The 7,444-nt window shown below is 34.5% G+C and carries 6 protein-coding genes; 2 read left to right on the top strand and 4 right to left on the bottom strand.

The genetic code is table 11. The features are described from left to right. Nucleotides 1–600: 600 nt before the first annotated feature. The gene (locus tag EKM00_RS10900; RefSeq protein WP_126516179.1) at nt 601–1,836 is read right to left on the bottom strand and encodes an ABC transporter permease; all 1,236 of its coding nucleotides are present in this window, start codon (nt 1,834–1,836) and stop codon (nt 601–603) included. Between the two features lie 78 nt (nt 1,837–1,914). Here EKM00_RS10900 and EKM00_RS10895 point away from each other — a divergent pair, with 78 nt between their 5' ends. Further along, entirely contained in the window at nt 1,915–3,150 is a 1,236-nt protein-coding gene (locus tag EKM00_RS10895) for an exo-beta-N-acetylmuramidase NamZ family protein (RefSeq protein WP_199734645.1), read from the top strand. Between the two features lie 76 nt (nt 3,151–3,226). On the opposite strand, the gene EKM00_RS10890 is transcribed toward EKM00_RS10895, so the two are convergent. Beyond that, nucleotides 3,227–3,721 (bottom strand): YkgJ family cysteine cluster protein, encoded by a 495-nt coding sequence (locus EKM00_RS10890; RefSeq protein ID WP_126516178.1) that lies wholly within the window; start codon nt 3,719–3,721, stop codon nt 3,227–3,229. Between the two features lie 74 nt (nt 3,722–3,795). Between EKM00_RS10890 and EKM00_RS10885 the strand changes: the two genes are divergently transcribed. Continuing rightward, nucleotides 3,796–4,503, top strand: a complete 708-nt coding sequence (locus EKM00_RS10885; RefSeq protein WP_126516177.1) for a class I SAM-dependent methyltransferase — start codon at nt 3,796–3,798, stop codon at nt 4,501–4,503. Nucleotides 4,504–4,892: 389 nt separating this feature from the next. Here the strand turns inward: EKM00_RS10885 and EKM00_RS10880 are convergent, their stop codons facing one another. Further along, nucleotides 4,893–5,525 (bottom strand): 7-carboxy-7-deazaguanine synthase QueE, encoded by a 633-nt coding sequence (locus EKM00_RS10880; RefSeq protein WP_126453135.1) that lies wholly within the window; start codon nt 5,523–5,525, stop codon nt 4,893–4,895. A gap of 210 nt (nt 5,526–5,735) precedes the next feature. Then, on the bottom strand, nt 5,736–7,442 hold the full coding sequence (locus tag EKM00_RS10875; protein ID WP_370453931.1) for a tetratricopeptide repeat protein: 1,707 nt from the start codon (nt 7,440–7,442) through the stop codon (nt 5,736–5,738). Between the last annotated feature and the right edge of the window lie 2 nt (nt 7,443–7,444).

The following is a 7,444-nucleotide window of genomic DNA, read 5'->3' as shown; positions in this document are numbered from 1 at the left end:
TTGCGGGTGCAAAACTAGCACCTTTATTCGCTTTTACAAGCTTTTTATTCCCTTTTTTTTAAACTTTTCTTAACTTTTTCTTTAACTAGCTGATATCTCGTTTTTTGAAGATCAAAGTTTTTTAAATAATCCTAATTCTTAACTCCCCTTTTAATCCGTTTCAATCCTAAATCACCTTTTTATCTATCCTCACAAAGCTTTAATCTCCATTCCCTTTTTTTGAAACCTATCCAAATCACGCTTTATTACACTTTTTATGCCTTTGGCTCTTTTTTCTTTACTGAAAAATATCGCATAGAGCCTTTATCCTAACAAAAGATCGCAACGGATTAAAAGGTTTTCTCCTATATAATGTAAAGTCTAAATTCTACTATTGCTTTTATATCCTATATATAAGGTGTCATGAGAAACAACTAAATATTCTGGTTTTATTATCTTCGCGTTAGGGATAGTAGTGGAAAGCCCGCAAGAAAGTGGAGTGCAACGCAACTTTATGAGGACTTGTAGCGGATAGCCCGACCATTTATAAAAAAAGAGAGGCTACTATCGATATTGATAATAGCCTCTCTTTTTTATAAATGGGAACGCACTAATGATAATCTAATCGAAACGTATGGCTTTGACTGGAGAAATTTTAGTTATTATATAGGACGGAATTAATAATACAAAAAAACAAACGGTCACAGTAAGTAGGTTTAGCACTAAGATATATCCCCAATTTAAATAAACTGGTGCTTGGTTTACATAATAGTTTTCTGGATTCAACTGGATCACGCCAAATTGTTGCTGGAGTAACAATAGTGCTATTCCGATTAAGTTTCCCCAGAAAAGCCCTCTTACGATAAGATAAAAGGCATTATATAGAAATATTTTCCGGACGGACCAATTATTGGCTCCTAACGCTTTTAGGATTCCTATCATTTGGGTTCGTTCGAGAATTAATACTAATAGTGCAACCACCATGTTGATTGTGGCCACAAGAATCATAACTACTAATATAACGATGATATTAAAATCGAATAGCTGAAGCCATTCAAATATATAGCTGTATTTTTCTAGTATGGTTTTACTATCTAATGTAGAGGCTGTTTGTGCATAGACTTGTTCTCCGGTAGCTTCGATAGTATTAAAATCGTCAACAAAAACTTCGAAAGCACCAATTTGATCTGGAGTCCATTTATTGATACGCTGCATGTGACGAATATCTCCTATTATATACGTTGCATCGAATTCCTGAAAACCGGAATTGAAGATACCTGTAATTTTAAATCTCCGAATATTGGGCAACTGATTTTGATTTTCTTTGATGAAGAATGTATTGAACAGATCTCCTACTTTCAAATTCAACCTATTGGCAAGGAATTGAGACAATAACACTTCTTGATTCACATTTTTTGAATAATCAGGTAATTTGCCTGAAACCAGATACTCTTTTATATTATCCCATTTGTAATCATTCCCCACTCCCTTGAAAATAATTCCTTCGAAAGCGGTTTCAGTTCTAATAATTCCTGCTTTACTGGCAATGGCTTGAATATGCTCCACTTCAGGAACAGCAGTAAATTTTGGATAAAAATCTTGTTTTTTAGAAATTGGAACTACCGTGACTTCGGATTGATTGTTGTCATAATTGGAAATAACGATGTGTCCGTTGAAAGCCGCAACCTTCTCTCGGATTTTTTGTTGCAGTCCAATTCCTGTCGCTACTGAAACAATCATCATAATCATACCAATTGCAATTGCTGAAATAGCAATTTTTATAATTGGAGCAGATATGCTACTTTTATAATCTTTAGCAGTTATGAGTCTTTTGGCTATGAAATATTCTAAATTCAAAATTTATAGTTTGCGACAAAGATACATAAAGTTTTTTGCCACAGATTAAACAGATTTAAACAGATCAAAAATAGTACTATGAAATATTTTAGCTATACTTACCTCTTATTATTGACATTAGTTGTACAATCTTCTTGTGGAAGTTCTACAAAAAACAATCAGTATAGCAGCAGTATGGATAGCTTGCCAAAAATCCATTTCCAACCATTTTTTAGACCACATCAAATACCAATATTTAAAACGGGAGCCGATAATTACGAAAAATATATTTCTCTGTTAGAAAATAAAACAACAGGAATTGTAACCAATCAAACGGGAATTCTATCTGACAAAACCCATTTTGTTGATTTTTTACTTTCCAAAAATATCAATGTGCAAACTATTTTTGCTCCAGAACATGGTTTTCGTGGCACTGCTGATGCGGGAGAACATGTGGTTGATGGAAAAGATTCTAAAACCGGGCTGCCAATTATTTCTCTATACGGTGATAATAAAAAACCAAAACAAGAACACCTCGCTGGAATCGATATCATGATTTTCGACTTGCAAGATGTAGGCGCACGATTTTATACTTACATCTCCTCGTTACATTACATCATGGAAGCTTGCGCTGAAAACAACATTCCGCTTTTAGTTCTTGACAGACCAAATCCGAATGGAAGTATAGTCGACGGTCCAATTCTTGAGCCAGAATTTACCAGTTTTGTAGGCATGCATCCAATTCCTTTGTTTCATGGAATGACAATTGGCGAATATGCACAAATGATTAATGGGAAGAAATGGCTGAAAAATGGCATTCAATGCAAATTGACCGTTATTCCGTGTATTAATTACAACCGAAAAATGAATTATAGTTTACCTGTAAAACCATCACCGAATCTTCCAAATGATCAAGCCGTGAATCTTTATGCAAGTTTGTGTCTGTTTGAAGGCACAAATGTAAGTGTGGGTCGTGGAACTGAAAAACAATTTCAGATTTATGGCTCTCCGTATCTACCAAAAAGTGATTTTAGTTTTATACCCAAACCAAATTTTGGCGCACAAAATCCAGTTTACAATGGCGTGAAATGTTATGGGGAAGATTTATCAACACATACAAAGGTCAGTAAACTAGAATTAAAATGGTTGATTCAAGCCTATCAAAGCACAACGGAAAAATCGAAATTCTTCAATCCTTTTTTTACCAAACTTGCAGGAACTAAAAAACTGCAACAGCAAATAGAAAATGGAATTTCCGAAAATGAAATCAGAAAAAGCTGGCAGAAAGGACTTATCGAGTTTAAAGCAATGAGAATGAAATATTTGATATACTAATTCTCACCCCCCCCTTCCGATCCCGAAGTTTCGGGACGGGACTCTACAAAGCAGAGGGAGACAAAATAGAAAATTTTTAAAGCGGCATTTTCTTTTTCATTTCCTCTACAATATTAAACGCTGCCGGGCATATCGCTACGTTTTTCAGGGTTAAGTCTGTAATTTGTTGGAATTTTTTTCGATCCGTATGCGGGAATTCTCTACACGCTTTTGGACGTACGTCATATATCATGCACGCATTTTCATCATCGAGAAAAGTACAGGGTACACTTTGCAAAACATAATCTCGGTCTTCATCGATTTGAAGGTATTGCTGGATAAACTGTTGTGGCTTTTGGCGTAGGTATTTTGAAACACGCTCAATGTCGGCATCCTTAAATAAAGGTCCCGTAGTTTTACAACAATTAGCACACTTTAAACAATCCGTTTTCTTGAATTCAGCATCATGCAAATCTTGCATCACGTAATCCAAATTCTTTGGTGTCTTTTTTTTCAGCTTATCAAAATACTTTTTGTTTTCGATATGCTTATCTTTGGCTTCCTTAGGGAGATTGTTTAAAATATGTTTCAAATTTAAAGTTTAAAGTTGGAACCACAAAAGTAACAAACTTGAATCCTTTAACCTTAAACTTTAAACAAAAAAAGATGAAAGACCTTTTTGGCAAAGCCATACTTGATTTTCAAACCAATAATTCACCCGAAGATTTAATTACGGAAACTACAATATCTGAAGAAGATGAAATGAGCGTTGCCTACTTGTTTCGTTCTTATGATGAAATGCCCCAAATGGAACAAAAAGCGTTACAACTTGCCAAAGGTAAAATCCTGGATGTTGGCTGTGGCGCAGGAAGCCATAGTTTATCTTTGCAAAACGAACGCAATCTAGACGTTACTTCTATCGATATTTCTTCGAATGCTATTCAAGCGTGTACCCTTCGCGGACTTAAAAAAGCGAAAGTTCAGGATGTGCTGACATTAGAAAACGAGAAATACGACACCATACTCCTATTGATGAATGGTGCGGGAATGTGCGGTAAACTTAAAAACATCCCGAATTTCCTTTTAAAACTAAAATCGTTATTGAATCCTGGCGGACAAATTCTGTTGGACAGTTCTGATATAATTTATATGTTTGATGATGATGAAGATGGCGGAAAGTGGATTCCTTCCCAAAAGGAATATTATGGAGAAATCGTTTTTAATATCTCCTACAAAGGCGAGAAAGAAAAACCATTTGACTGGATGTTCATTGATTACAACACTTTGCAAAATGCAGCTTTAGATAATGGACTAAAATGCGAGTTGATTCTTGAAGGCGAACATTTTGATTATTTAGCAAAACTTTCCATCTAGAAAACAAATTATAGTATAGAAAACACAGCATTAGAAAAATAATGGCATCCTATTGAAAATTACCCTCCTAAAATCTATTCCTGTAAATGGCTCCCAACTAAAATTACCAAAATAGAAAGTTCTCCAAACCGATTAAAGTAGAGATTCGGAAAGCCATCACTTAACGGACATACCCGAAGAAATAAAAACAACAAAGAAAAGTTGTTTTAGGAGCTATTTCCAGCTATTCGCTATATCTTTTTTTCTCATTAAAAAAATGAGAAAAAAAGGATGTCGCTACTAACTGGGCTAGGGAATCTGCTAACAAGAAGTAAGCCTTCCGAAAATTAATCAGTATCTGTTTTAATTCAAAACCCCAAACAGCACTTGCTATATGAGGTTTTTAAGTATTAAGGAATATTCAAATATTTATGTGTTTGCAACGAGACACGCCATTTTGGGTTGTTCATTACATAATCAACAATTAACGGAGTCATTTCTTCTTTTTTACTCCATTCCGGTTGAAGAAATAAAATAGCATTCTCATTTACCTTATCAGCTTGCTCTTCGGCAAAAATAAAATCATGTTTATTGTAAATAATCACTTTTAATTCCTGTGCGTTATCATACACCGTTTGAGTTGGTAATTTGTTTTTCTTTGGCGACAAACAAATCCAATCCCAAGTTCCCGTAAGCGGATAAGCCCCAGAAGTTTCTATGTGCACTTTTCTATCACTATCTTTTAGCTTTTGTGTTAGCAAGCTCATGTCCCACATCAGTGGTTCACCACCAGTAACCACAACAGTTTCTGAATATTTACCTGCATTGGCTACAATTTGATCAATACTAGTTGGAGGGTGTAGCTCCGCATTCCAGCTTTCTTTAACATCACACCAATGACAACCTACATCACATCCGCCTATTCTAATAAAGTAGGCAGCTGTTCCAGTATGAAAACCTTCCCCTTGAATGGTGTAAAATTCTTCCATTAAAGGAAGCATTGCACCTTTATTAACTTCTAACTGTATTTCTTTTGATAACATTCTTTAATTTTAAAGTGCAAAGATAGTTAATTAGAAAAGGAGTCCATTTGCAAACACAGACTAAAATGATAAACTTTCAATAAGCCAAAAAAGGCGTGTATTAAACCGTTTTGAAATAATTAATCCAACTCTGAATACAACGATCCTAAAATAGGAGCACAAAAAAACCGATAGCCAAAGACTATCGGTTTTTGATATTGAGACAAATTCTTATTGTTTCAAAATTTTTATTGATTCTGTTGCATAATTATTAGCAGGGTCTAATGCTAATGTTTTTTTGAAATATTCAATAGCTTTAGGCTTGTCTGTATTAGCAAAACTGGCTGCCATATTATTGTAACATTCAATAAACTTAGTTTTTACTGCAGGTTTTGCTATTTCCTCAGCACCTAATTCCATTGTTTTTAAAAGATAATCTTCATAATTTTTCACCATCAAGTCATCTTTTTCAAGTAATCTATTGGTTCTTGCTTTATACAAGTATGCTTCTAAATAGGTAGGGGAAGCGACTAATACTTTATCAAAAGCAGCATCTGCTTTTTGCAAAGCAATTGCATCTACTTTTTCGCCTTCCTTTTTGTTAATATTGGCATAGTAATTCGCTAGACCAAAATAGACGTTGTCATCCAGATAATTAGTAGACTCAGGAGAACTGGCTCCAGATTCAAATACAGCTGCAGATTCTTTGTATAGTTTTTGAGAAAATAATTTTTTACCAATATCACTCAAATCTTGAACCGCTAATGGCTCCATTTCGATTGCTTTTTTAAGACCTTTCATTCCTGAATCAAAAGCAACGGAGTCTATAGCTAATCCATCGACACTAGTCCCTTTTTTAATTTTAGTCAAACCTAAATACAAATAATCTTTAGCGATTACTTTATTAGTTGGGGAAGCGATAAAACTTTCCAACGATTTCAATGCTAAATCAACATTTCCATTTTCATAAGCCGCATATCCTAAATAACGATAGATTCTTGGATTAACTTTGTCCAATTCGATCATTTTGTTAGCTTCCGCTTCTAGTGCAACATAATCCTCTATCAAAATTAGAAAATCAGCTCGACGCATTCTAGAGTTAATCGAATAATCCGTTACAGACATATATTTGTCATAATAGCCAATTGCTTTTTTATAACTTACAGCCGCTTGAGAAGGTTTGTTACGTGCCATTTTATAGTATGTCTCCGCTAACTCTCTATACACTGGTCCATAGTTAGGATTAATGGCAATAACCTCTTCATAGGCTTTTAAAGCTTCGTCATACGATTTTGCTCCTTTAAGCAAAACACCCAGTTGCATTTTTGCTCTTAGCAAAGAATTATCTGCTTGAAAAGCACTTCTATAAGCGACATAAGCTTCATTTTGTTTGCTATCACCATAGTAAGCATCACCAAGGGCAAGCTGTAACTGTGCATCATCGGCATTTTTTATGGCAGCGCGATTCAAAATAGCGATTGCATTTTTATAATCGGGCTTTTCAGCATTCATATAGGCTCTTGCTTGGTAAACGTACTCTGCAAAATCCTTTCTTCTCATGTCTTTGGTGGCCAATACAAATTTTGCTTGAGCTGCCGCAACATCATTGTTATCTAAATCTATTTGACCTAAGCCAATGTAATTCAAATTAGCTTCATCAGAAGCTGTTAATCCTTTTTGAAAATAAATTTTGGCGGAATCTTCTACATTTTGAGTAAGATATACATTCCCTAAAGTAAAAAAAGCAGCTCCATTAGATGGATTCTCCTTAATAATTGATTTTAAAATTGATTTTGCACTTTCGAACTGTTCTGCATCGATCGCTTTTTTTGCTTGATCAATATCTTGCGCTTGACTTGCAAATGCCGATGCTAATAATGCAACACTAAACGTTTTTAATTTATTCATTTTCATTGTAGTTAATTTAATTTTTATCATTC

The sequence above is a fragment of the Flavobacterium sp. RSP15 genome (genome assembly GCF_003968755.1).
GTDB lineage: Bacteria > Bacteroidota > Bacteroidia > Flavobacteriales > Flavobacteriaceae > Flavobacterium.
The sequence above is the reverse complement of the archived record's forward strand: the minus strand, read 5'-3'. Positions and strand labels throughout refer to the sequence as shown.

Bases quoted from the DNA above. Each gene is read 5' to 3' on its own strand.
- EKM00_RS10880 (WP_126453135.1), bottom strand. From the start codon at position 5,525: ATGTTATCAAAAGAAATACAGTTAGAAGTTAATAAAGGTGCAATGCTT.
- EKM00_RS10885 (WP_126516177.1), top strand. From the start codon at position 3,796: ATGAAAGACCTTTTTGGCAAAGCCATACTTGATTTTCAAACCAATAAT.
- EKM00_RS10875 (WP_370453931.1), bottom strand. From the start codon at position 7,442: ATGATAAAAATTAAATTAACTACAATGAAAATGAATAAATTAAAAACG.
- EKM00_RS10895 (WP_199734645.1), top strand. From the start codon at position 1,915: ATGAAATATTTTAGCTATACTTACCTCTTATTATTGACATTAGTTGTA.